This window comes from Mycobacterium sp. (assembly GCF_035314905.1).
GTDB lineage: Bacteria > Actinomycetota > Actinomycetes > Mycobacteriales > Mycobacteriaceae > Mycobacterium.
The window spans coordinates 1-25,038 of the sequence record NZ_DATFYW010000136.1 but is presented as its reverse complement, the minus strand read 5'-3'; the positions used below and the strand labels follow the sequence as shown (position 1 = coordinate 25,038).

General features: G+C 68.2%; 17 protein-coding genes and 1 pseudogene. 10 read left to right on the top strand and 8 right to left on the bottom strand.

Annotated elements, in window-relative coordinates:
- The first annotated feature begins 584 nt into the window (after window positions 1–584).
- Window positions 585–1,034 carry a hypothetical protein gene (locus VKG81_RS11610; RefSeq protein WP_324396060.1) on the top strand — a complete coding sequence of 150 codons (450 nt, stop codon included), beginning with the start codon at window positions 585–587 and terminating at the stop codon, window positions 1,032–1,034.
- Here the strand turns inward: VKG81_RS11610 and VKG81_RS11605 are convergent.
- The 4 genes from VKG81_RS11605 to VKG81_RS11590 all read right to left on the bottom strand — a co-directional run bounded on the left by VKG81_RS11605 (window position 959) and on the right by VKG81_RS11590 (window position 5,654).
- On the bottom strand, window positions 959–2,428 hold the full coding sequence (locus VKG81_RS11605) for a glycoside hydrolase family 130 protein (RefSeq protein ID WP_324396059.1): 1,470 nt from the start codon (window positions 2,426–2,428) through the stop codon (window positions 959–961). The two genes, VKG81_RS11610 and VKG81_RS11605, sit on opposite strands and share 76 nt — an antisense overlap.
- The gene (locus tag VKG81_RS11600; protein ID WP_324396062.1) at window positions 2,425–3,402 is read right to left on the bottom strand and encodes a glycosyltransferase; all 978 of its coding nucleotides are present in this window, start codon (window positions 3,400–3,402) and stop codon (window positions 2,425–2,427) included. Before VKG81_RS11600 ends, VKG81_RS11605 begins: the two co-directional genes overlap by 4 nt.
- A gap of 38 nt (window positions 3,403–3,440) precedes the next feature.
- On the bottom strand, window positions 3,441–4,610 hold the full coding sequence (locus VKG81_RS11595; protein WP_324396058.1) for a glycosyltransferase: 1,170 nt from the start codon (window positions 4,608–4,610) through the stop codon (window positions 3,441–3,443).
- A 240-nt stretch (window positions 4,611–4,850) separates the two neighbouring features.
- Entirely contained in the window at window positions 4,851–5,654 is an 804-nt protein-coding gene (locus tag VKG81_RS11590) for a transglutaminase family protein (RefSeq protein ID WP_324396057.1), read from the bottom strand.
- Window positions 5,655–5,986: 332 nt separating this feature from the next.
- On the opposite strand from VKG81_RS11590, the pseudogene VKG81_RS21530 reads away from it, so the two are divergent.
- The 7 genes and pseudogenes from VKG81_RS21530 (at window position 5,987) to speD (ending at window position 18,857) form a co-directional block, all read left to right on the top strand.
- Window positions 5,987–6,957 (top strand): annotated as a pseudogene (locus VKG81_RS21530) (PE-PPE domain-containing protein).
- 49 nt (window positions 6,958–7,006) lie between these two features.
- Window positions 7,007–10,309, top strand: a complete 3,303-nt coding sequence (gene recC, locus VKG81_RS11575; RefSeq protein WP_324396054.1) for an exodeoxyribonuclease V subunit gamma — start codon at window positions 7,007–7,009, stop codon at window positions 10,307–10,309.
- Window positions 10,306–13,602, top strand: coding sequence for a UvrD-helicase domain-containing protein (locus tag VKG81_RS11570; protein WP_324396053.1), 3,297 nt, complete (start codon window positions 10,306–10,308; stop codon window positions 13,600–13,602). Before recC ends, VKG81_RS11570 begins: the two co-directional genes overlap by 4 nt.
- On the top strand, window positions 13,599–15,362 hold the full coding sequence (gene recD / locus VKG81_RS11565; RefSeq protein ID WP_324396052.1) for an exodeoxyribonuclease V subunit alpha: 1,764 nt from the start codon (window positions 13,599–13,601) through the stop codon (window positions 15,360–15,362). The genes VKG81_RS11570 and recD overlap by 4 nt, the downstream gene beginning before the upstream one ends.
- A 550-nt stretch (window positions 15,363–15,912) precedes the next feature.
- Window positions 15,913–16,455 (top strand): DNA starvation/stationary phase protection protein, encoded by a 543-nt coding sequence (locus VKG81_RS11560; protein ID WP_324396051.1) that lies wholly within the window; start codon window positions 15,913–15,915, stop codon window positions 16,453–16,455.
- 121 nt (window positions 16,456–16,576) lie between these two features.
- A complete protein-coding gene (locus VKG81_RS11555) occupies window positions 16,577–17,674 on the top strand; it encodes a type III PLP-dependent enzyme (RefSeq protein ID WP_324396050.1) in 1,098 nt (365 codons plus the stop codon).
- Entirely contained in the window at window positions 17,655–18,857 is a 1,203-nt protein-coding gene (gene speD, locus VKG81_RS11550) for an adenosylmethionine decarboxylase (RefSeq protein ID WP_324396049.1), read from the top strand. The genes VKG81_RS11555 and speD overlap by 20 nt, the downstream gene beginning before the upstream one ends.
- A gap of 2 nt (window positions 18,858–18,859) precedes the next feature.
- Here speD and VKG81_RS11545 read toward each other — a convergent pair whose 3' ends face one another.
- The 4 genes from VKG81_RS11545 to VKG81_RS11530 form a co-directional block, all read right to left on the bottom strand.
- The gene (locus tag VKG81_RS11545) at window positions 18,860–19,315 is read right to left on the bottom strand and encodes a DUF350 domain-containing protein (RefSeq protein ID WP_324396048.1); all 456 of its coding nucleotides are present in this window, start codon (window positions 19,313–19,315) and stop codon (window positions 18,860–18,862) included.
- A gap of 4 nt (window positions 19,316–19,319) precedes the next feature.
- Window positions 19,320–20,495: a glutathionylspermidine synthase family protein gene (locus VKG81_RS11540; protein WP_324396047.1), complete on the bottom strand. Its 1,176-nt coding sequence runs from the start codon at window positions 20,493–20,495 to the stop codon at window positions 19,320–19,322.
- Window positions 20,492–21,133, bottom strand: a complete 642-nt coding sequence (locus VKG81_RS11535) for a hypothetical protein (RefSeq protein ID WP_324396046.1) — start codon at window positions 21,131–21,133, stop codon at window positions 20,492–20,494. Before VKG81_RS11535 ends, VKG81_RS11540 begins: the two co-directional genes overlap by 4 nt.
- Window positions 21,134–21,275: 142 nt before the next feature.
- The gene (locus VKG81_RS11530; RefSeq protein ID WP_324396045.1) at window positions 21,276–22,547 is read right to left on the bottom strand and encodes a cytochrome P450; all 1,272 of its coding nucleotides are present in this window, start codon (window positions 22,545–22,547) and stop codon (window positions 21,276–21,278) included.
- 205 nt (window positions 22,548–22,752) lie between these two features.
- Between VKG81_RS11530 and VKG81_RS11525 the strand changes: the two genes are divergently transcribed.
- Together VKG81_RS11525 and VKG81_RS11520 are read left to right on the top strand one after the other, a co-directional pair.
- Complete coding sequence (locus VKG81_RS11525; RefSeq protein WP_324396061.1) at window positions 22,753–23,916, top strand: Xaa-Pro peptidase family protein; 1,164 nt, start codon at window positions 22,753–22,755, stop codon at window positions 23,914–23,916.
- A partial coding sequence (locus VKG81_RS11520; protein WP_324396044.1) for a M24 family metallopeptidase occupies window positions 23,913–25,038 on the top strand: 1,126 nt, incomplete at its 3' end. The genes VKG81_RS11525 and VKG81_RS11520, both read left to right, overlap by 4 nt.

The following is a 25,038-nucleotide window of genomic DNA, read 5'->3' as shown; positions in this document are numbered from 1 at the left end:
GACGGGCCCCGACGGCGACCTCTACGCCGAGTTGCCGACCAGCCCCGCGACCGGCCCGCTGCACATCGCCGCCACCGATCACCGCATCGACCCCGACGGCGCGTGCGGGCTGCTGTGGAGCAACGTGCAGACGATCCTGGGGTCCTGACAGCTGGGTCAGTCAGCCCCATGGCCCTCAGACAAGGCGAGAGTCCGGGACGACCGGTGCCGGTCAGTTCTTCCGGGTCGCAACCGGGTCGTATCAGTTGGGGTGACGCCGACAGGAACGCCGACACGACAGGACGCCGTCAGGCTTCCCCGGCCACGCCCGTCGGCGACGAGGCCCATTCACAAACCCGGAGTGTCAAGGATCAGCCGAAACACAAACGTCAACATCAACGGCGCGTGAGCCTACTGGGCGCACGCATCCAACGGCGAGATCTGGCTCCGCTGCGGTGAATCCGCTCAACTGACCACGTTAGGTTGCGGCCCACATCACCCGTGGTACCAGTGTGGCAAGCCCCATCCGGCCGACCGGGACCGGCGCGGGGACCTGGGGCGTCCGGCCCTGGTGGTTTACAGGTTCGTAGAGGACACTATCCAGCATGGACGCGGTCGATGCACGCGCCGCCTCTATCCGGATGTTCACGGTTCCGGGTAGGCATGTGGGCACCACACTGGTACGCCGATACGCCACTGTCGCCGCGGAGTGGGAGCGTCTGCGCCTGGAACTCTTCCACGATTTGGTGCATGCAGACGACGAGCGGTTCTTGGAGCTGAGCGTGATGATGCAGAGGCTTTCGACTGAGCTCGGGCTGCAAACCTGCAACGCGAAGACTGCGGGTACCGACGACGTCGCGGGCATCACGGGCTGGCGGGGGTTCCTCCCCAATGATCCGGGTTACCTGCAGTCCGGAACCTGGTCCGAGGCCGCCGAGACCTGGTGGGGGCGGAATATCGTGACAAACGCGCTGCGGTCTCAGTCGCGGAGAACGGCGAGGAGTTCGGGCAGCGCCACCGTGGCGATGCCGATCGCGGCGTCGCCGATTCCGTAGGGGAGCACCAACGTGTCGGCGTGCACGAGTGCGCCGCAGGAGTAGACGACGTTGGGGACGTAGCCGTCCTGTTCGTCGGGAGCGGGGCTCAGCAGCGGCTGCCGGAGCCGGCCGATGATCCGTGTCGGATCGTCGATGTCGAGCAGGATCGCTCCGATGCTGTAGGTGCGCATCGGACCGGCGCCGTGGGTGAGTACGAGCCACCCGGCGTCGGTTTCGATGGGCGCCCCGCAGTTACCGAGTTGTATCGCCTCCCAGGGCTGGGTTGGCCTCTGGCAAGGAAGCGCGCTCGTCCAAATGCACGGTTGGTCGGAATAGGCGATCGTGTTCGATTCGCGGTCGGATCTCGACATGGCCGCGAAGCGACCGTGAATCCGGCGGGGGAACAGGGCCAGGCCCTTGTTGGCGGCGGCGGGTCCGATGATCGGCGCGGAGGTGAAGGACTGGAAGTCTCTGGTCTCCAGGAGTTGTTGGCTGATGTGCGATCCGCTGTAGGCCGTGTAGGTGGCATAAAAGCTGACGGAGCCATCATCGTCGGTGAAGCGCACGAAGCGTGCGTCCTCCATGCCGCCGTTCTCGGCGTCCATTGATGGCCATAGGACCCGCTCCGGGAGCGAGATGTGGTCGGAGAATTCGACGCCATAGGTTCTCTCGGCCATCGCGCGGATCAGGGAAATGGTTTCCTCTCCGTGTCCACGGGTTGTCAGATGGGTCTGCAACTTGGCGAGTTGGTGGTCGAGGTCGGCGTGGGTGCAGCGGTCGCCAAGCGCTCCGAGGACGTAGTCGGCCGCTTCGCCTGCCTTGCCGAGCCGCGCGAGCTCGGTGCGGAACACGGTTGTGTCGAGCGGGGCCGGCACCACCGCTCCGACCGTGGCGAACAGCGTCGCATCGTCGATCGTGGGCCTGCCCCCCGCGTTGATGACGCCGGTCCGGAACCCGATTGAGGAACGGTGTCCTTCACCGATCCCGCGGACGCTCATCACGAATCGCAGGCTGCCCGCGACGGTTCCGGTCTGGTCGGGATGAGCCACGATGCTGGGATTGCATAACGCCGCCCCTTCGATGGCGTACTCGCTCGTGAACGCCGCACCCAGCAACAACAGGCGTGCCTCGGAGAGTTCGCTGCCGGGATCCAGACGATCGGCGAGTTCGCGTGCGTGTCGCCGGAAGGTGCCCTTGAGATCGCGGTGACGTCCCTTGAACCTGGCGACGACATCATCCAGCGACGACCGCACCTCGTCGTCGTCCAGGGCCAGGATCCGGGCCAGCACCTTTCCCGCCCGGGACTCCTGGTGATCGAAACCCTCCTGACCCGGTACGAAAAGTCTGGTGATGACCCGGGACCGGTCGGCGGCGAGCCGCTGTGGGCTACGCGCGACGAGGCCGGGTGTCACACCAGTGCCATCGAGAAGCGTCGAGCATGCTGAAGCGTCGAGAGCAGGGCAAGCGTCGACTCGGCGCCCTGATTGCGGTTCACCCGATCCGCGTGCAGACCGTCGAAGCCGCCTCCGGTCGCGGGGTCCCACATGAGTTGCCCCGCGTCGTTGGCACCCCGGAACCAGGCCACGGCGCGCAGGACCCCGTCGGGCCAGATGGGCCTGGCATCGACGACAGCGGCACGTGCGCACGCGTCGGCAAGCGTGGACACCTCGATCGGTTGCTGGTCGAACGCGGGCCGGGCGTCGTCGGGCCCGCTGCCCTCGGCCGGGGTCGGCGAGATGTGACCTGGCGCAGTTTCGTATTCGACCAGCCAAGCCAGCAGTCTCAGGCCGTGCCGGCGCAGGTCCGGGTCGTCGAGAGCGGCACCTGCGGCAACCATCGCTTCGGCAAGGACCGCGTTGGCGTAGGTGAGTCGAGGCTCGGGCCATGGCCAGGCGGGGTCGTGGGTCGGTTCGGCGATGGCGTCGGCGTAGTCGGTGATGAGTTCCGACGCCGCCCGATGATCGGGGGCGACCGTGAGGAGTTCGGCAGCTCCCAACGCGGCGAATGCCATCGCCCGGGGCCATGCCGACCGCTGTTGGGCCGCGCGCTCGAACTGGGCGACGGCCGACTGGCGTACCCGGTCGACGTCGCTGTGGGCGGCGGCAGTGCCGAGTCCCCAGATGCTCCTGCCCCAGCAGTCCTCCACGGTCGGCCCGTCGGCCCACCGGCCCGTGTTGTCCATCCGGTTGCGGTAGGCGCCGTTGCGGGCCTGCGCCTCGTTCAAGAACCGCAGGGCGAGGTCTGCGAGACGCCGCACCGCCGGCACAGGGTTGGGTTCTCGGGTGGTCACAACGAGGACCCGGGCCATGTCGTCGGTGCAGTAGCCGTGCTCGGGCCGGGGTTCGTCGAAACGGGCGTGCTCGAAGGTGCCGCGATCGTCGGTCATGCGCAGCAGGTGGTCGAATATCGGGACCGGCGCGGTGGTCACACCGGCGCCGTCTGTTGAGCGCGGAGGCGGTATGCCAGACGCAGGTACGCATTCGCCACGACTGACCACGCCATCGTTGGCGCGAGTCGGGCCGCCTCGGCGGCCGTGGTCGCCGCGAGGTTTGGTTCGGTAAGCAGTCGGCGCAGGGCGCGCGCCAGCGCGTCGGGATCGTCGTGGTCGACGACGATGCCGGCCCCGCTGGCCAGGAGTTCGACAGCGTGGGGGAAGGCGGTGGCAACGACCGGCCGGCCCGCCGCTACGGCGTCGACCAGTACACCGGAGGTGACTTGATCCGTGGAGTCGTAGGGCAGGACGACGACGGCGCAGGACTGGACAAGCGCAGTCAGCGACGGAAGGTCGCGGTACTGGGCGTCGAAGGACACCCGCGCCGCCACGCCGCTGCGCCGTGCCTGTTCGATTCGGGCGTTGCGGTAGGCCTCGCCGTCTGCTGCGAGCACCTTCGGGTGCGTGCGGCCCGCAACGAGGTAGCGGGGGCGGACACGCAGGTCGTGCAGCGAACCCAGCGCCTCGATGACCCGCTCGATGCCCTTTCCCGGCCCCAGGAGGCCCCAGGTCAACAATGTCGGTGTGCCCGGACGCGCCAACGCGGAGATCCGCCTCGGGACGGTCGCGCCGTGCGGGATCGTTGCGATTTTCCCGGGATCGACGCCGAAACCGAGACACAGGCGCTGACTGGCCGCCTCGGACATGACGACCACCTGATCCGCCATCGCCACGATCGCCTCGAGCACCGACCGCTGGTGAGGCGTTGGGTTTTTGAGGATCGTGTGAGCGACCACGATCGACGGGATGTGCAGGCCGCCGATGATGTCCACCACTTCGTCTCCGTCGACGCCGCCGTAGAGGCCGTACTCGTGCTGGACCACCGCGATATCGCTCCGGTTCAGCAACTCCGCAGATGCGGTCACCGACGTCGGTGAGCCGTTGACCAGTTCGCCGATCACGCGGGCGCTGGAAGCGGACGACCCGTCGGCCACCCGCACCACGCTGACGTCGGCGCCATTCGTGGACAACCCGTCGGTCAGGGCCGCACTGAACGTCGCCAGCCCGCACGGTGTGGGTGGAAACGTGCTGAGAATCCCGAAACTCGGGGTGCCGGCAGAGCCACGATCCAAGGCAGGAGCCGACGACCCGGCGACACCCATATGAACTCCTTAAGGTTCGCCCGGTAGAGGCGTCGAACCTGCAACGAGGCGACACCAGACCGCAATGGCCGTCCAGCCCAAGGGAGGCGACTCTCCCAAGGAGAATGTTTCACTGTAACGATACCCCCGACCGCTGGTTCGTGAGCGGGGTCCCACCGCACGCCCGCACCGCACTGGGTGTTGCGCGGCCTTGCCACCGAGGCGTTGGGCTGCTTCTCTGCGCGAAACCGCCACGCGCTCTTAGCGGATCGACACCAGCTGGTCGATCGAGTCCCGCGGCAGGCCGCCCTCGACTACGGCCGTCACCACCAGCTTGGTCAGCGTGATCGCACCCTTGTGGTTGTCAAGGAAAGCGATGTCGGCAGCATCGCGTCCGGTGGCGATGCGCACCAACGTCTGCCGCGGCGCCAGGAGGGTCCCGTCGACCACCCGCCACTGCCCTTCGACGAACGCCTCGGCGACCGCGTGGAAGTCCATCGGGTAAAGACCCGGCGCGTACACCGAAACAACACGGGCCGGCACGTTGACCGCCCGGAGCAGCGCCACCACCAGGTGTGCGAAGTCGCGGCACACACCGGCACCGGCGAGCAGGGTGTCCACCGCTCCATCGATCGGGTCGCTGGAGCCGGGCACGTAGTTCAGCCGGGTGCCCACCCACGAGGACACCTTCTCCAACAGCGTCGCCGAATCGATGTAGTTGCCGAATTCGGTTGCGGCGAAACCGTAGAACTTGTCTGCCTCGGCGTAGCGGCTGGGGCGCAGGTACATGGATAGGTCGTATTCGGTCACCGGCGCCGGGTCGGTCTGGCCCACGATCGTCGCGGCGTAGTTGACCTTCAGGTTGCCTACCGGGGCGTCGAGTTTATGGATCCGGTTACCGTGCACGCCGCTGATCTCCAAGGGCTGGAAGCGATTTCCGTCCAAGACGAAGGACAACGACTCGGACACCTCGGTATTTGGATGCGGCGCGACAGCAATCTGGAACTCCAACGTCGTCGGCGCGCTGATCTCGACTTCGAGCTCTGCGCCCACATCTCGCCTCATAGCGCCGATGATGCGCCAGTCGTTCCGGTTACGCGAGCCGTACGGCGGCGCGCCCGGTCGGCCGAGCCGCGCCGACGCGGCGTCTTTTTGCCGGTAGCGATCGTGAAACGATCGCCGCGGACCTGTTCGACCGGGACCCGGCCCCTGGTAGGACACAAATATTCGCAGTTCAGAGGACCTTTTCGTGACCAACGTCGTACGATCGGTCAGCTGTATCGCGAGAAAACACGAGGCTGACCACCAGATGAAGAGATCTTTGGCCGTTATGGGCACGCTGATCGCCACCGCGACCGTCGTTGCTCCGCTCGTACGCTGGTCCCACGGTATTGGAGGTGGGTGGCACCAGCGCGCCGGCTTTTTCCGCCATCTTCAGCCAACTCAGTCCTACGACATCGACATCGTTGCTCGAAGGTGGCTTCGGTGGTGATCCTGTTGTCGATGTGGCGTATCCCGCCTCGATTTGGCCTGTCAGCGGCCTGAGTACCCCCACACTTGGTGGTTCCGTTGCGACTGGCACAGACAACCTGACCACCGCCATCGGAAATCAGGAAGGCGGCACGACAATTGTCGTGGGGATATCGCAGGGAACCCTGGTGGCCGATGCCGAGCAGGCATATCTGCTCACCGATCCAAATGCGCCGCCACCGGGGCAATTGACATTTGTGATGATCGGAGACCCGGACCGCGGCAATGGGGTGTTTGCGGTTCTCTTTTCGGCCCACACCTACATCCCCGTCTTGAACTACGTTGTCCAGGATGCGGTTGCGAGCCAATACAACACTGTCGTGGTCGTCAATCAGTATGATGGTGTGGCCGATTTTCCGACCGGCCGAGGGATCTTCTGGCTGTCGCAAACGCGTTGATGGGGGGAGTTTTTATTCACCCATCAGAATCGGGTGAAGACAATCTTGCCTCCGTTCCGCCAGCGGACATCACCGTGACCACCAACCCTGGCGGCAGCACCACTACTACGTATTTCGCGCCCGCGCAACAGCTTCCGCTGACACAGCCCTTGACCGAGATCGGTGTACCGGCCGCGGTGACCAACGGCCTGGATAAGGCACTCACGCCGATGGTTGACGCTGGGTATTGTCGGTATGACTCGAGTGACGGCATCACCGCTCCATATCTTTCACATGGTCAGCTGGTGTTGCCGAACCCGAGCGGCCGCAAGGTTGGGTTCGTCTCGAATCCCGTTTCGAAGTCGCCGGTGTCGACACCTGAGCCCGGACCGTCGTTGTCAATCAAGGCGCCAACGCTGGCCAACCGGGTTTCTAAGCCGTATACGCATAAACAAAAATAGTCCGCCCGCTTCCGGATCGGTGTCGGCCCAGCGGTCTAGGGTCGTGTCGATGGCCCTTCATCTCCACCGCGCAGACCGCACCGACCTGCTCGCTCACGGACTCGGGACGCTGCTGGCGTCGCCGCCCCAGGATCCGTTTGCCCAGGAGTTGGTCCTGGTCCCCGAACGCGGCGTGGAGCGGTGGCTGAGCCAGCGGCTCTCCCACATCCTCGGCCGGGGAAGCGCCGGCGACGGGGTCTGCGCCGGCGTGATCTTCCGCCGGCCGAGGTCACTGATCGAACAAATCCTCGGTATCACCGACGACGATCCGTGGGCACCGGACGCAATGGTGTGGCCCCTGATCGACGTGATCGACAACTGCCTGGGCGAGACCTGGTGCAAAACCCTGGGCCGCCACCTGGGCTACTTCGACGACAGCGAAGAACGCGACGTCCGGCAGGGGCGCCGCTACGCGGTGGCCCGACGGATCGCCGGACTGTTCGCCTCCTACGCGGCCCAGCGCCCGCGGCTGCTGGCCGACTGGTCCGCGGGCCAACCCGGCGACGGGCTCGGCGGCGACCTGCCCGGTGACCTGACCTGGCAGCCGCCCCTGTGGCGCGCGCTGACCGACACGATAAACGCCGACCCGCCGCACGTCCGCCACGAGAAAACCGCGGCACAACTCAGAACCTCGCCCACCGGCCTGCCGGCCCGGCTGTCGCTTTTCGGGCACACCCGCCTTCCGATCACCGAGATCGAACTGCTCACCGCGCTGGCCACCCACCACGACCTGCACCTGTGGCTGCCCCACCCCAGCGACGAGCTGTGGCGGGCCCTGACAGACCGGAAGGGGCCGATAAGACGCCGCGACGACACCAGCCACGACGCGGCGACCCACCCGCTCCTGGCCACGCTGGGCCGCGACCTGCGCGAGCTGGAACGCGGCCTCCCCGCCAACCCCGGACAAGACGAGTACCTGTCCGACCGTCAGCAGCCGGAAACCCTCCTCACCTGGCTCCAAGCCGACATTCGCGCCAACACCGCAAGGCCTGAAAACCGGGTCTTGTCCCAAGACGACCGCACCGTCCAGATCCACAGCTGCCACAGCCCGGCCCGGCAGGTCGAGGTGCTGCGCGAGGTCCTCCTCGGCCTGCTGACCGACGACCCGTCGCTGGAGCCGCGCGACATCCTGGTGATGTGCCCGGACATCGAAAGCTATGCCCCGCTGATCGTCGCCAACTTCGGCCTCGAAGACGTGATGGCCGACGGCCACCCGGGCCACAAGCTGCGCGTGCGGCTGGCCGACCGCGCGCTGACCCAGATCAACCCGTTGCTCTCCGTGGCCGCCCAACTCCTGACCCTGGCCGGCGGGCGCGCCACCGCCAGCGAAGTGCTCAACCTCGCCCAGGCCCCACCCGTGAGAGTCCGCTTCGGATTCACCGACGACGACCTCGACGCCGTGGCCGGCTGGGTGCGCGAATCGGGGGTCCGGTGGGGCTTCGACCAGTGCACCCGCGAGCCCTACGGGCTGGGCTTCCTGCAGAACACTTGGCGGTTCGGACTGGACCGCATCTTGTCGGGGGTCGCGATGTCGGAAGATTCGCGGGCGTGGATCGACACTGCCCTTCCGCTCGACGACGTGGGCAGCGATCGCGCCGAATTGGCCGGCCGGCTGGCCGAATTCGTGCAACGACTCACCACCACAGTCGAGGCGCTCACCGGCACCCGGCCGCTGACCCGGTGGCTGCAGGCCCTCCAACACGGCGTGGCCAACCTGGCAAAGGCGCAAACCGGGAACGAGTGGCAAACCGCGCACCTGCAGCGCGAGTTCGCCGACGTCATGACGGCCGCGGCAACACGCGCCGACACCCCGCTGAGGCTCACCGACGTGCGGGCCCTGCTCGACCGCCACCTGGCCGGGCGGCCGACCCGGGCGAACTTCCGCACCGGCACGCTGACGGTGTGCACGATGGTGCCGATGCGCTCGGTGCCGCACCGGGTGGTGTGCCTGGTCGGCCTGGACGACGGGGCGTTCCCCCGCATCGGGGTGGTCGACGGCGACGATGTGCTGGCCCGCGACCCGGTGACCGGGGAGCGCGACATCCGTTCGGAGGATCGGCAATTGCTGCTGGACGCGATCTGCGCGGCCACCGAGAAGCTGGTGGTGACCTACACCGGCGCCGACGTGCTGACCGGCGAGCCTCGGCCCCCGGCGGTGCCGCTGGCCGAGCTGCTTGACGCCCTGGACCAAACCACGTCCCAGAAAACAATCCGCGACCGCGTCGTGGTGCGGCAGCCCCTGCAGCCGTTCAGCATTCGCAACGTCACCCCGGGCGCGCTCGGATTGCCCACGCCGTTCACCTTCGACCGAACCGCGCTGGTGGCGGCGAAAGCAGCTGCCGCGCAGCGGCATCCGCGCCCGGGCTTCATCACCGGGGCGCTGACCGAGCCGCCGACGGCAGACGTCGCGCTGGCGGAGATGCTGGCGTTCTTCCGGGACCCGGTCCAGGGTTTCTTCAAGGCGCTCGACTACACCCTTCCGGCCGAGGTCGACGGGCTGCAGGACGCAATGCCGGTGCAGCTCAACGCTTTGGAGGCCTGGTCTGTCGGCGACCGAATGCTCGGCGATCTGCTGCGCGGCGCACCCCTCCAGTGGGCGCGGGAAGCCGAGTGGCGGCGCGGCACCCTGCCGCCGGGGCGGCTGGGGTGGCGGGAGGCCACCAAGATCAGCGACGGCGCCGGCGCCATCGCCGCCCTGGCCCGGCGATTTCGCGACGGCGTGAAGCAGGCGCAGGACGTGGACGTCGACCTGGGCAGCGGGCGTCGGCTCACCGGCACCGTGACCGACGTCTACGGCGACCGGGTCGTGTCGGTCACCTACTCGAAGCTGACCGGAAAGCAACTCATCCAGGCGTGGATCAATCTCCTGACGCTGACCGCGAACCACCCGGCACGCGAGGTGACCGCGGTCTGCGTCGGCCGCTCCACCGACGACACCGCGGCGGCACGGGCGCTCACCTCGCCGCGGGATCCCAAAGCGGTCCTGCAAGACCTGGTGGCGCTGTATGACGCCGGCCGGCGCGAGCCGCTCCCGCTGCCGCCGCGGACCTCCTTCGCCTGGGCCGCCGCCCGCCACGCCGGCAGGGACCCGCGGTTCAAGGCGAATTCCGAGTGGACGAGCCATCGGGGCAAGCCGCGCGAGAACGAGAAACCCGCTTCCGCCAAGGCGTTCGGCTACCGCGCCCCGTTGGACGTGCTGACGGTCCCGCCCGGTCCCGGGGAAGATGTCGCGGGGGAGGACACCCGGCTGGGCGCCTACGCCGCGCGCATGTGGCTCCCGATGCTGCGGGCCGAGCGAAACCCGCCCCGGTGAAGCGCTTCGATCTGCTCGGGCGGCTACCTGCGCCTGCGACGACCACGGTGATCGAGGCGAGCGCGGGCACCGGCAAGACCTTCACACTGGCCGGCCTGGTCACCCGCTACGTCGCCGAGGGCGTCGCCACCCTCGACGAGATGCTGCTGATCACCTTCAGCCGCGCCGCCAGCCGCGAGCTGCGAGACCGCGTGCGCCGCCAACTCCGCGACGCCGCCGCGGCTTTCGACGATCCCCGGATCGGCGATGACAACGAAGTGATCCGCCATCTGCTCGACGGCACCGACGAGGAGCGCGGTGTCCGCAAGCGGCGACTGCGCGACGCGCTGGCCAATTTCGACGCCGCCACGATCGCCACCATCCACCAGTTCTGCCAGCTGGTGCTGCGATCCCTCGGCGTGGCCGGTGACAGCGACGCGGGCGTGACGCTGGTCGAAGACCTCGACGAACTGGTCACTGAGATCGTCGACGACCTGTATCTGGCCCGGTTCGGACCCGACCGGGACGAACCGGCGTTCACCCGGGGGCAGGCGCTCTCACTGGCGCGTGAGGTCGTCGCGAACCCCGGAACGCAATTGCGCCCTGCCGAACCGCTTTCCGGAACTACGGCGGCTGTGCGCCTCGAGTTCGCGCGGGATGTGCTCGCCCAATTGGAGCGTCGCAAACGCCGGCAGGGTGTGCTCGGGTACGACGACCTGCTGACCAGGCTGGCCGAGGCACTCGAGTCGGGCGATTCCCTTGCCCGACAACGGATGCGGCAGCGCTGGCCCATCGTGATGGTCGACGAGTTCCAGGACACCGACCTCATCCAGTGGCGGGTGCTGGACGGTGCGTTTCGCGGTCACTGCACGCTGGTGCTGATCGGGGATCCCAAGCAGGCGATCTACGCCTTCCGCGGCGGAGACATCGTCACCTACCTGCACGCGGCCGGCACGGCGGGCACCCGGGAAACCCTCGGCACCAACTGGCGCAGCGACGGTCCCCTGGTTGCGAGCCTGCAGACGGCGCTGCGTGGCGCGGCGCTCGGCGACGCCGAGATCGTCGTGCACGACGTCGACGTCGACCATCACAGCCACCGGCTGGCCGGCGCGCCGCGCAACGCGCCGTTTCGGCTGCGGGTCGTCAACCGCGACCGATTCGTTGTCCCGGACACCAAGACCATCGGGATCGACGCCCTGCGTGAGCACATCACCGAGGATCTGGCCGCCGACATCCGCGCGCTGCTGGCCGCCGGACCCACCTTCGCCGGACAGCCCCTGCGCCCGGCCGACATCGCGGTGATCGTCGAACGGCACGGTGACGCCCACCGGTGCCGGGAGGCGCTGGCGGCGGCGGGCATTGCCGCGGTGTCCACCGGCGGGGACGTATTCGACTCCCCGGCGGCCAGGGACTGGCTGTGCCTGCTGGAGGCGTTCGACCAACCGCACCGCACCGGGCTGGTGCGCGCCGCCGCGGCGACCACGTTCTTCGGGGAAACCGCGGAAACCCTTGCCGCAGGCGGTGATGCGCTCACCGAACGGGTGGCCGGCACCCTGCGAACCTGGGCCGATCACGCCCGCGAGCGGGGGATCGCCGCGGTGTTCGAGGCCGCCCGGGTGTCCGGGATGAGCCGGCGCGTTCTCGAGTGGGAGGGCGGCGACCGCGACATGACCGACCTGACCCACATCGCCCAGCTGCTGCAAGACGCCGCCCATCGTGAGCATTACAGCCTGCCCGCGCTGCGTGACTGGCTGCAGAGCCAGTGCGCCGAGGACAGCGACGCCGACGCGCGCCGCCGCCGCCTCGACAGCGACGCGAAAGCGGTGCAGATCATGACCTATTGGGGCAGCAAGGGCCTGCAATTCCCGGTCGTGTATCTGCCGTTCGCGTTCAACTGGAACGTCAAGTGCAGCGATCTGGTGTTGTTCCATGACGACTCCGGAACCCGCTGTCTGCACATCGGCGGCGACCACAGCGCCGAGTTGGCGTCGGCGCAGACACGCAACCGCGAAGAGCAGGCCGGGGACAACCTGCGCCAGGTCTATGTCGCGTTGACCCGGGCGCAATCCCAGGTCGTGGCGTGGTGGGCGCCGTCGCGTGACGAGGTCAACGGCGGCTTGTCGCGGCTGCTGCGGGGCCGGCGGATGGGGCAGCCCGATGTGCCACAGGAGTGCCGGCCGGGCGTCACCGACGACGAGGCGCTGGCGTGCTTCCGGGCGTGGGAAGCCGCGGGCGGCCCCGTGGTGGAGGAGTCGGTGCGCGCCCCCGCCCCGCAGGTGAGGCCGGACCGACCGCCAGATCGGCTGGGGGTGCGCCGCTTTGACCGGTCCATCGACACCGGGTGGCGGCGGACGTCGTATTCCGGGTTGATCCGGTCGGTGGATCTTCCGGGGGTGACTAGCGAGCCCGAGGTGACCGCGCTCGACGACGAGACCGGCGACATCCCGGTGGAACAGCCGACGACGGCCGGCCCGGATGTGGTGTCGCCGATGTCGGATCTGCCGAGCGGTACCACGTTTGGCTCGCTGGTGCACGCGGTGCTTCAGAACGCTGACCCGTTCGCCGCCGATCTGGCCACCGAACTCGAAACACAGATCCGGGCGCATTCGGTGTGGTGGCCGGTGGACGTCGCCTCCGACGCGCTGGCCGCGGCGTTGATCCCGATGCACGACACCCCGCTGGGGCCGCTGGCCGGGGGGCTGACTCTGCGCCAGATCGGCCTGCGGGATCGCCTGCGGGAGTTGGAGTTCGAGTTCCCATTGGCAGGCGGCGATCTGAGCGGACCTGCCGCGCCGCGTATTTCGCTGCGCGACGTCGGACGGCTGCTCGCCGGCCACGTGGCGCCCGATGACGCTTTGGCGCCGTACGCTGCCAGGCTGACGTCAGCCCTGGGGGATCGGCCGCTCAGAGGGTACCTGTCCGGGTCGATCGACGCGGTCCTGCGCATCCCCGATGGCGACGGGCACCGCTATCTGGTCGTGGACTACAAGACCAACCGGCTCGGTGACCCGGCGCGTGCGCTCACCGCGGCCGATTACGGCCCGGCACAGCTGACCGCGGCCATGCTTCATTCGGACTATCCCCTGCAGGCGCTGCTGTATGCCGTTGTGCTGCACAGGTTTCTGCGTGGGCGCCAGCCCGGCTACGACCCGGCCACCCACCTGGGCGGGGTGCTGTATCTGTTCGTCCGCGGGATGTGCGGTCCCGATACGCCGGTGACCGACGGCCGGCCCGCGGGGGTGTTCGGTTGGGTGCCGCCGCCTGCGCTGGTGCCGGCGTTGTCGGACCTGCTCGACCGGGGGAGGGCGGAATGAGCGTGCTGCCGGCCGACGATCCGTTGGTATGGCGCCGGGTGGCCGGGCTCGGTGGGCTTCTTGGATTATTCAACGAGGCCGGCCTGCTGGACGCCGCCGATGTGCACGTCGCGACGCGGCTGGCGCAGCTGGCCGGCGAGTCCGGCGAGTCGGTGGCCCTGGCGGTGGCGCTTCTGGTGCGCGCGCTGCGCGGCGGCTCTGTGTGCGTGGATCTGCGAACAGTCCACGCCGACTCCCTCGTAGACGATCTGCCGTGGCCCGATCCCGACGAGTGGCTCGCGGCGGTGCGCGCCAGCCCGCTGCTGGATGTGGCGCTGCGTTTCTACGGCGACTTGCTGTATTTGGACCGCTACTGGCGCGACGAAGACCAGGTGTGCGGTGACCTCGTGACGCGCCTGGCCGGCGGCGCGCCGCCCCCCGTGCAGGGGGTTGACGCCGCGCTGGACCGGGTGTTCCCGGCGTCGGGCTATGACGAGCAGCGCACGGCCGCGCGCATCGCGTTGTCGCAGTGGACAACCGTGCTCACCGGCGGCCCGGGCACCGGCAAGACGACGACCGTGGCCGGTTTGCTGGCGCTGTTCGCCGAGCAGGCCGAGCGGGCCGGCAAACCGCGTTCCCGCATCGCGCTGGCGGCGCCGACCGGCAAGGCCGCCGCACGCCTGCAGGAGGCGGTGCGTGGGGAGATCGACAACCTGGACGCTCCCGACCGGGCCCGGCTGGCGGGGCTGGAGGCGCTGACCCTGCACCGGCTGCTCGGGTGGCGGCCCGATTCGTCGGTGCGGTTCCGCCACGATCGCGGCAACCGGCTGCCGCACGACGTGATCGTCGTCGACGAAACCTCCATGGTCTCGTTGACGATGATGGCCCGGCTGCTGGAGGCGCTGCGCCCGCAGGCCCGCCTCATCCTGGTCGGCGACCCCGACCAGCTCGCCTCGGTGGAGGCCGGCGCGGTGCTGGCCGACCTCGTCGACGGCCTCGGGGGGCGCCATGATGTGCGGATCGCGCAGTTGCGCACCGCGCACCGGTTCGGGCAGACGATCGGGGCGCTGGCCGCGGCGATTCGGGGCGGTGACGCCGACCGGGTCGCCGAGCTGCTGCAAGCCGGCGGAGAACACATCGAATGGCTTGGTGGCGAGGACATTTCATCGCCATTGCGCGACGTGCTGGTGCCTCACGCGTTGGCGGCGCGAGCGGCCGCGCTCCGCGGCGATGCGGGCGCCGCGCTGGCCGCGGTGGACGCGCACCGGCTGCTGTGCGCGCATCGGCACGGGCCGCACGGGGTCAGTCACTGGAACCGGCAGGTCGAAACCTGGTTGACCGACGAGACCGGTGACCCGCACTGGTCGCCGTGGTATGCCGGACGGCCGATCCTGGTGACCGCCAACGACTACGGGCTGCACTTGTTTAACGGCGACACTGGCGTCGTGGTCGGGCGCGAGGGGGTGCTGCGCGCGGTGATGGCCGGGGTGCACGGGCCTGTCGAGTTGGCGACCGGCCGGCTCGCCGACGTGGAAACCATGCATGCCATGACGATTCACAAAAGTCAGGGCAGCCAGGCCGACGAGGTCACCGTGCTCCTGCCGCCCGGGGACTCTCGGATCCTGACCCGGGAACTGCTCTACACCGCCGTCACCCGCGCGCGGCGCAAGGTTCGGGTGGTGGGGTCGGAGGCCGACGTGCGCGCGGCGGTTGGGCGCCGGGCATTGCGGGCCACCGGGTTGCGGCAGCGGTTGGTGGCCGGACGGTACGAGGCTGACTGATGTCGCCGTTCACTCCCACAGCGCCCGCAGGTCCATGTGCGTCTCTGGGTCAAGTATTGGGCGCCAGCACCGATTGCAGATCGGCTCGGTCCCGGTCGCCAGCTTGGTGTCGTCGCGCAGTTGGCTTAGCCGGCGGATCGCTGCGTCCAGACACGATTTGCATATGTTCAGTACATGGCTGTCCGCGCACGCCCGCCCTTGGTAGACAGCCAAGTCGCCGCACAGCCCGCAACCGCGGATAGCCACCGCATGGTGGGCCCTGCGGGCTGCGACGAGTACGCCCGAAAGCTGCCCTCGACCTGGATTCGTCCCACTGCGGCGATCAACGACTGTTGTCATTCGCTTTCTCCTTTCCCGGCGCTCGGCGCCACTCTTCGACGACGGCGACGGTAGAAGATCGCACTCACCCGGCCACGGGTAGTCGACTACGCGTTTGTGCCGGGGGCAGTTGCGGCGGTACGCCCGCAGCGACGGCATCTGGCGTCGGTCTTGATTATGCGGGCCGGTGGCCGGGTATTCCATCACGTCACATTGTGCGAAAGGAGTGCCCATGACCGCGTTCACCGTCCCCGGACTCTCGGACAAAGCAGGCCGGGAGGTCGCCGACCTACTGCAGAAGCAGCTCAGCACCTACAACGACCTTCACCTCACGCTCAAGCACGTGCACTGGAACGTCGTGGGCCCCAACTTCATCGGCGTCCACGAGATGATCGACCCGCAGGTCGCGCTCGTGCGCGGTTACGCCGACGAGGCCGCCGAACGGATCGCCGCGCTGGGCGCCTCCCCGCAGGGCACGCCGGGCGCGATTCTGAAGGACCGCACCTGGGACGACTACTCGGTGGGCCGCGACACGGCGCAGGCGCACCTGGCCGCGCTGGATCTGGTCTACACCGGGATCATCGAGGACACCCGCAAGGCCATCGACCGCCTCGAAGACCTTGACCTGGTGTCGCAGGACATGCTCATCGACCACGCCGGGGAGTTGGAGAAGTTCCAGTGGTTTGTGCGCGCGCATCTGGAGAACTCCGGCGGGCAGCTGGCCAACCGGGGTGCCGGCACGGAGAAAGCCGCCGCCCGGGCGGCCAGGAAGTAGACCGCGACCGGGTAGGGCAGGCGCGCACGGAACCGATTGGCTTTCGGCAGGACGTCGACGAGGGCCGGCCTCGATCCACGGCATTGCCGTGAGCTGGCCTCGGCGGAGTACTCTGCCGACCGTGGACGACACGCCCTATCTGGTGATCGATCTCGCCAGGGTGCGCCAGAACTTCCACGCGCTGCGCGCTGCCCTGCCGTACGCGCAGATTCGCTACGCGGTGAAGGCGAATCCGGCTCTGCCGATCTTGCGCCTGCTCGCGGGCGAGGGCTCCGGGTTCGATGTCGCCTCGGTCGGCGAGGTCGGCGCCTGCTGTTCCGCCGGTATCGATTCCCGCCGGCTGACGTTCGGCAACACGATCAAGAAGGCGTCAGAGGTCGTGTACGCGCGTTCGCGCGGGGTGCGCCAGTTCGCCTTCGACACCGAGGGCGGTTTGACCACGATCGCCGGGCAGGCGCCGGGGTCCGGTGTGGAATGCCGGGTGGCGCTGGCGTTTCCGTCGTCGGTGACACCGTTCGGTCACAAGTTCGGTTGCGCTCCCGGCGACGCCGCCCGGCTGCTGAACCGGGCGCGAGCGCTCGGCCTGCGCCCGCAGGGGCTCTGCTTCCATGTGGGCTCGCAGCAACTCGACCCCAGCGCGTGGGAGCTCGGTATCCGCAGCGCCGCTCCGGTCTTCGATGACGTGGCGGACCTCACGACACTCAACGCCGGCGGCGGGTTTCCGATCGCGTACTCGGCCGGCGCGCCGGGACTCGACGTCATCGCCGACGCGATCACGACCGCGCTGCAACGCTACTTCGGATCCACCCCGCCACAACTGGTCGTCGAACCGGGACGCGCGATCGTGGGCACGGCGGGCACCATCCGGTGCGAGGTGGTGTCGGTGCGGACCGGCACCGATGGTCGCCGCTGGGTCTATCTCGATATCGGCCGCTACGGGGGGCTCGCGGAAACCGAAAACGAGTACATCCGGTACCGGCTGCGCACCGGCCGCGACGGCGACCCGGTCGAGGATGCTGTCGTCGCGGGACCGACCTGCGACGGCGACGACGTGCTCTACCGACGCTATCCGCTCCCGGTCACGCTGCGCGCCGGCGATGCCGTCGAAATCGGGGCCACCGGCGCCTACACCGCGAGCTACGCGTCCACGTCGTTCAACGGATTTTCCCCGCTGGCAACGTATTTCGTGACGGCGACCGATGCAATCCCGGCTGGGTAGCCGCTTCGCGGGTTGCCACGTCCTGGCCGAGTTCTTCGGGGTCGACCCGGCGCTCGCCGACGACGCCGGTCGCCTTCGCAACTTCCTCCGCGACGCGCTCACGAGCGCCGGAGCCACCGTGTGCCAGATGGTCGACAAGCGGTTCGAGCCCCACGGCGTGACCGTGCTGGCGTTGCTTGCCGAATCACACGCGTCGATTCATAGCTATCCGGAGCGGGGCGCGATGTTCGTCGACGTTTTCACCTGCGGTGAGTCGGCCGACGCGGAACTGGCGGTCGGGTTGCTGTGCAAGCAACTCGCGGCGTCGGATTCGCACATCCGGACCGTGTTGCGTGGTTCGGACAGCGAGATCGTCGAACCGATCGCACCGGGGCTGACCCGCAATTGGCGGCTGTCCGAATTGATCTGCGATGTGCGAACCCGGTTCCAGCACCTGGTGATCGGCCGCACGGAACAGGGCGTCTCGTTGTTCAGCGACGGTGAGCGCCAGAGCACCGAGTTGAGCCAGCTCGTCTATCACGAGGCGTTGCTGGTGCCGGCGCTGCTGCTGGCCGACAAGGTCGAGCGGGTGCTCGTCATCGGCTGCGGCGAGGGGGTGGTGAGCCGGCTGGCGGTCTCGGCCGGCGCAACGCATGTCGATCACGTCGACATCGATCGCGACGCGGTTCGGCTGTGCGCCGAGCACCTGCCGTACGGGTACTCGATGGGCGAATTGCGCAGGGCCGAGAGCGGACTGGGTCCGGTGATGGTGCACTACGGCGACGGCTGGGACTTTGTCGACCGGGCCACCGGGTCGTACGACGTCGTGCTGGTCGACCTTCCCGACGAGCGAACCGAGCCCGCACAGCACAACCGACTCTATGGTGTGGACTTCCTCGAGCGATGCCGCGCGATCGGTGGTGTCGTCGTCAGCCAGGCGGGCTGCCCGGCGCTGTGGCGGAACGAGACGCTGCGGCGGTCGTGGCGGCGCTTCCACGAAACGTTCGCCACGGTGGTCTATTTCGGCAGTGACGAGCACGAGTGGGCATTCCTGTCGGGCGTCGCCGAAGCGCGCGACGATCCCGTCGCCGGCATGAGGGCCCGATTGCGGACACTGCCGTACCGACCCGCAACGATCGACGCCGACTCGCTCGGGGCGTCCACGGTGCCACCGAAGGCGCTTCGCGAAGGGGTGGCGCCGTGACGTCACAGAATCGCGGCGGCGACCACCATGCCGAGCGCCAGCTGCACTGCGGCCACGATGAGGGCCTCGTGCATGTACTGATCGGACTCGAACAACTCGTTGATGCCGATGCCGAGCACGATGGTAGCGACCCTCATCATCACCACCTGCGCGGCGATCCCGACCAGCCCAAAGATCGCCGAGGCGATCAGGCCCTCCTCCAGTTTCCCGGATGACGCATAGATCGCCAGCACCACGATGAAGGCCACGCTGATGATCCCGGCAGCGGCAACGATGATGGCGTTGGGTTTGCCCTGGTCGACCATCTTGCGCAGCGGTCCCGGTGTGGCCAGGTCGATGGCGTAGAACCCGACCAGCATCAGCACCAGCCCGACGACGGCGTACAACGCGATGGCGCCGACCCCGCGACCGAGCGAATCCCAGTAGGCCGGGGCCAGTGCCAGCTCGGTTGTGATCATCGATTCAACTCCGTTCATGTAGCGGGATTCGGTGCGGCACGAACGCTGCTCCGTCGTCGGTCACGAGCCCGGCGCTCTCGCGGATTCCGAGCCCGGCGGACGAATCGCCGACGATCCACGCGCCCAGCGCGGGCCGCATGTCGTCGAACTCGGGCAGGGGGTCGAGCAGCTGATAGACGAAACCCTCGGCGCCGTAGATGCCTCCGGTGGCGGTCTCCATGCCGGCGCCGACGATGGTGATGTTCGCGCCTTCGCGACCGAGCTTGGGCTTGCGGACGTATTCGGTGAGCTCGTGCGGCTCGTCGAGGTAGGCGGGCAGCAGGTTCGGGTGCCCCGGATACATCTCCCACAGCACGGCCAGGATCGCTTTGTTCGACAGGAGCGTCTTCCACAGCGGCTCGATCCACATGGTTTGCGGCAGGCTGGCCACCACGTGCCTGCCGAACTGGTCGTCCAGTACCCACTCCCAGGGGTATAGCTTGAACATCGCGTGGATTCGCGCCTCTTCGAGGTCGGCGAAGTATTCGAGTGCGCTGTCCCAGCCGACGTCCTCGATTTCCAGCGCCACGGTCTCGAAGCCCGCCTCGGCTGCGGTCTCCTGCATATAGGTGGTGGTGATCTGGTCCTCGCCGGTAGCTTCCGCCCCGGACCACGAGAAGTGAAGTTCGTTGCTGGGCAGCAGATCCCGAAGTGTCTTCCAGCGGTCGACCAGTTGTTCATGCAGTGAGTTCCATTGGTCGGCGCCGTGGAATTTGTCTTGAAGCCAGTGCCACTGCAGGATCGCGGCCTCCAGCAGCGTGGTGGGCGTGTCGGCGTTGTACTCGAGCAACGTCGCCGGGGACCGCGCGTCGTAATGAAGGTCGAACCGCCCGTACACGTGGGGGTCTGACCGGTGCCATGATTCGGCGATCGGCTGCCAACTCCATTCCGGCAGGCCGAAGTCCGCGAACCGCTCGGTGAGGACCACCTGCTCGACGGCCTGCAGGCACATCGAGTGCAGCAGTTCGACGTCGGCCTCGAGCGCAAGGACCTCGTCCATGTCGAATTCGTAGTACACCGACTCGTCCCAGTACGGTCGGTCAGCGCCGGTCGCGTCGCGCGCCGGCGTCCCGTAGACCAGTCCTTGCGATTCGACGATCGACCGCCAGTTCGGCCGCGGCTGGGTTCTGACCCGCTTCACGAACCACCGCTCTTGCTGCCGCCGAACTTACTGCCGAGCCCGCCGCGCTGAATGGTCGTGCCGGACTTCGTGGCGATCGCCGCGCCTGCCGGCTCGACCGTCGTGCCACCGACCGGGCGGGATCCGACGGTCCCTGAGCTGCCGTAGTAGTAGCGGTATTGATGCCCGCCGTAGTAGAAGAAGCCGTTGAGGCCCGCGGTGTGACCGGTGCAGTAGTCGTCCGGCACGATCACCGGCTGGTCGCCCGAGTCGTCCTGCACGCAGTCCGCGCTGACATGGCTCGGTGACAGCGCCCAATACCCGAAGCCTGCCACCACACCGACGACCCCGATGGCCGCGGCGCCACCGATCAGCCGCCTGTTCCGCGTGTGCCGTTTGGCTTCCGCCGCGAGTCGTGCCTGCTCGATCTCCTGCTGCTTGCGGAAGGCCTTCTCCCGTGCGCGCGCCTCACCGACCGTCGGCGGGCGGGGCCGCGTCGACGCCGGGTCCTGATAGCGCGTGCTGCCACCGGATGGATACTCAGCGGGCTGGCCTTCGGGTTGCTCAGTCGGCCACGGGCCCGGTGCAGGTGGCTGCGGCGTACCGGTTTCGTCCCCGGGCGGGCCGCTCGCCGCCGGCGGATCCTGCCAGGACCCCACTAACGCTCCTCGAATTCGCCCAGGCCCCGCCGTGCGCCCAACCGCGGGACCGGCAGGCAGTCTCCCACAGTTGTGCGCCCAACGCTCCGCGATCACCGGGATTCGCGCGGGGCAGACGCCTCAGAGCCGTCGACCCGGGTGTCTATCCCGGCGGGCGCGACGTCCCCCGGGGCACCCCGGGGGTGAAGGTGACCGGCAGCTTGCCCAGCCCGGTCATGCTCGGGTTGCCGAGGTATTCGTGAACACCGCCGGCGTCGACCCGGTAGTCGGGAATGCGGTCGAGGACCGCCTTCACCATCACCGCGAACATGTCCCGCGCCAGATGCGATCCGATGCATCGATGCGGCCCGAGCCCGAACGCGACGTGGCGGTTGGGTGCGCGGTCCAGGACGACGTCGTCAGGGCGCTCGAACTCGTGCTCGTCGTGGTTGGCGGCGAGCCAGCTGATGATGAGCCGGTCGTTGCGCCGCAGCTGTTGCCCCCCGAGGACGATGTCGCGGGTGACTGTGCGGCTCAGTTGCTGATTGACCGAGAAGTAGCGGAGAAACTCGTCTGTCGCGGTCTCGTAGAGCTCGGGGCTGTCGATGAGTTTTTGTCGTAGACCCGGGTGGGTGCCCAGGTGGAGCAGGCTCAGCGCGGTCTGTGACGTCGTGGTGTCGACGCCGCCGGCGATGAGATTCCAGAGGATGTCGATGAGCTGCGCGTCGGTGAGTCGTTTGCCGTCGAATTCGAATTGAACGAGGAAGCTCGTCAGGTCGTCCCGCGGATCGGCGCGCCGCGTCGCTGCGAACTTCAGGAGGTCGTCCAGCACGGAAGGGACTGCCGCGATGACGTTCGCGTACTCGTCGCTGTCCTGGGGGACAGCCATTACCGAGTGGAAGAGGTTGGCGTAGAGCCGCCAGTTGTCGTGGGGCAGGCCCATCAACCGCATGGTCAGGATGGCCGGAACGGGGCTGGCGTAGTCGAGCACGAGGTCCATCCGTCCGTCGCCGATCCGTTGATCGAGGAACCAGTGGACCGATTGCTCCATGAACGGTCGCATCTCCTGGACGGCTCGCGGCGAGAAGAACGGGGCGAGTGCCCGCCGCAGGGCCTGGTGGTAGGGGCCGTCGACTTCGCCGATGCCGAGGGCGGGTTGGCCCTCGGGGCGCGGAACGCCCATTTCACCCTGGTAGTCCACACCGTCGGCCGCGTCGGGTTCGTATTTGTGCGCGAACGTGTCACCGTCCCGGGCGGTCTGGGCCACCGCGTCGTAACCGGTGACGAACCAGAAGCCACCGTAGTTCTGATTCCACGCCACCGGACACCGGCGTCGGAGCTCGGCGTTGACCTCCAGTTCGTTGAGGTTGAACTCGTCGGAATGATGATCGAAATCAACGACCACGTCGGCGCTGACATCGGGACGCGTAGTCATCGAAAAGCCCTCCAACACAAGGAAGTCTGCGCAATTGCCCTAGCGAGAGCGGTGCCGTCGCTAAGCTACAGCTTATTGGGCTATCTTTGCATTTTTATCTGTTTTGCACTCGGCGTGGAAGTCAAGGGGTAGGACCATCGACGAATGGGCGGCAGGAGCGACGATCGGCGGATTGGCGATCCCGGCCCTGCCCGATCTTGCCCGCATGCGCAGGGAGCGCTTTCGCAGGTTGCAGGATCAGCTCGCGGTGCAGGGCGTCGACGGCCTGGTTCTGCTCGGCTCCAGCTCGGTGGCCTATGCCACCGGCGCAGCCGTGCCCGCCCAGGATGGGGATCGTGCCGCGCTGTTCCGCCCGGTGGCGGTTGTGGTCAGCGGAGATTCGGCGCCTCACCTCTACACCCTCTGCGTCGACGGGGTGCCGCCCGACCTTCCCGGTGATCATCTGCACGGGCCGCTCTTTCCGGATCTCGACGACGGCATGGACCTGTTCGCCGAGGCGCTCGCCGACCACTTCTCCACGGGTGCCCGCATCGGAATCGACGACCAGACCCACGCGATGCTGCGCGGCCTGCAGGGGTTCGACTGGGTCGACGCGGCCGAGGTGGTGGGCGCGGCCAAGATCACCAAGACGCCCGACGAGGTGGCCTGCATCCGGCACGCGCAGCTGCTCAACGAGCTGGCGATGATCGACGCGTTGTCAATCCTCCGCCCCGGCGTCCGGCAGATCGATCTGAGCGCGGTGTTCCTTCGCCGGGTCTTCGAGCTCGGCGCTTCCGCCGGGGGAATCGATCCGATCTGGCAGGTGATGGCCCCGACCCGGAAGCTTGGGCCCTGGACCCTGCACGGAGACCTCGCCTACCCGACCGTCACCACCGACCGGTTCCTGCGGGACGGCGACGTCATCTGGGTGGACGCGGGTATCACCTGGGAGGGTTACGCCTCCGACTACGGGCGGACCTGGATCACCGGCGCCGAGCCGGTCCCGGATGCCCGCCAGCGTGGGCAGTTCCGTCGCTGGCGGGCGGTGGTCGATGCAGCGCTCGACATCCTCGAACCCGGGGTCTCGGCCCTCCAGCTCGGCAGAGCCGCCACCCAGGCCAATGACGGCGTCCGTCCCTGGATCGAGCATTTCTATCTGGCTCACGGCGTCGGCACCGACAGCGCCGAAATGCCTTTGATCGGAACAGACTTCGGTGATCGGTTCGACGAGCGGCTCATCATGCGACCGGGGATGGTGGTTGTCTTCGAGCCCGTCATCTGGGACGACGGTGCGGCTGGCTATCGTTCGGAAGACATTGTGGCCCTGACCGATACGGGATGGGTCAAACTGAGCGGCTCGACCTACGATCCGTACGGTCTGTCCGCATGAGCCCCGTCCCACGTGACCGCGGTGTGCTCGTCGGGACGATGGGCCTCGAGGACGACGCTCGCGTCGACTTCGCCCGCCTGCGTGCACAGCGCCGCGCAAAGGTGCTCTCCGGCATGGAGTCCCACGACATCGATGCCCTGCTGCTCGGCGGTGTCGGCGACGTGCGTTACGTGTCGGGCGCGCGCCAACTCGGACGATCCGGTGTGCTTCCGTTCGCGCCGGTCGCGGTAGTGGTGCGGGAAACCTCACGGGTGCATCTGCTTTCGACCTGGGACGAAGGGGTGCCGCCGGAGATAGGCCACGACGACCTCTACGGCCTGAGCTGGAATCCGGCCACCCTCGTGGGCGCGCTCGTCGCCATCCCCGGCTTGCGTGAGTCGCGGCGGGTCGGCACCGACGGGTTGACGCCGATGTTCGCCGGGTTGCTTACCCCGCTGTTCCCATCGGCCGATCTGGTTGACGCCGGCCCCGTGATGGCAACTGCCCGACGGGTCAAGACGCCCGACGAGATCACCTGCCTGGACGTGGCGTCGGCTATCGCGGAGGCGGCGCTGAGCGCACTCGAAGACGCCTTGGAGCCGGGCATCACCGAGCGTGACCTGCTCGGTGTCTACTACCAGCGGGTGGCGAGCCTCGGCGCGCCGGTAGCGCCGTCGGAAGGCGTCTGCTTCGCCACACCCACGCGCGGTCCGGTGCGGTTCCACCACCTGGTATCCGATCGCCCTGTCGGGGACGGCGAGTTGGTGGTACTCGCGCCTGGTGCGCTGTATGCCGGATACGAAGCCGGCTTGGCCCGCACCCGTGTGGCCGGGCGCTCCGCACCGCCGGGGACGGCGGATCTCGCCGCTCGATGTGCCCGCGGCATGGATGCCCTGATGGCCGCCTGCCGTTCGGGCAATACCGGTGCCGACCTCTATCGGGCTTGGGAGAGCGCCGGCAACCCCGAGTCCCGGGTGCCGCTGGCCCACGGGCTCGGACTGGGCGCTGAGCCGCCGCTGATTGGTTTGGGCCGCGGCGGCGACGCCACCCTCGAGGAGGGCATGGTCCTGAGCATCCAATCCTGGGTCGCCGACGAGGGGGTCGGGGGATGCCTGGAGCGGGCCACGGTGCGGATCGACGGCG